The sequence below is a fragment of the Bradyrhizobium sp. MI1.7 genome (assembly GCF_055811795.1).
Map to the genome: position 1 here is coordinate 1 of NZ_JBVVPO010000225.1, position 798 is coordinate 798.

At 57.0% G+C, this 798-nt stretch carries 1 protein-coding gene; it reads left to right on the top strand.

Annotated features, from left to right (window positions below; genetic code table 11):
• Positions 1 to 798 (top strand): oleate hydratase (locus AC0L3X_RS47240; protein ID WP_473317628.1); only part of this gene is annotated, 798 nt, incomplete at both ends.

The window sequence follows — 798 nt, forward strand, 5'->3', positions numbered from 1 at the left end:
CGTGCGGCTGGAGAAGGGGGCGGAGGTCACCGATATTGATGTCTTGATCCAACACGGGCAGAAGACTGCCACGTGCCTACGCTACAAGCAGGGCGGGGAGCATCGCGCTATAGATCTGACGGAGCGAGATCTGGTTTTCATCACGAACGGGTCGATGACATCCGACACCAGCTACGGCTCAATGGACACGGTTCCGGTTCTGAACAGAGAGCGAAACGGCAGCTCTTGGAAGCTATGGGAACGTTTGGCCAGCATAAGCCCGGACTTCGGTCAGCCCGCGGCCTTTGTCTCTAGTCTTGCCAAATCCAAATGGGAGTCCTTCACGGTCACGGGCGATGATTCGACCTTCTTCGATCGGCCTGAAGCCTTCACCGGAAGCAGTGCCGGGCACGGCGGACTGATCACGATCAAGAATTCCAATCGGCTTCTGACCTTTGTCCTTAACGCACAGCCACACTATTTCGAACAGCCGAAGAATGTTTGGGTCTGGTGGGGTTACGGGCTGTTCCCAGACCAACCCGGTAACTTCGTCCATAGGCCCATGTCAGAGTGCACGGGGCGTGAGGTCCTTATCGAGTTGCTTTCGCACTTGCGCTTTACGGATAGTATTCCGCACATTCTCGGCAGCTCACGCGTCGTGACCGCGATGATGCCCTACATCACGGCCCAGTTCATGCCACGGACTGGGACGGACCGACCGAAGGTCATTCCCAAGGGATCGCGCAATCTCGCCTTCACCGGCCAATTCTGCGAAATGCCTGACGACGTCGTGTTTACGGTGGAATATTCCGTTCGCGC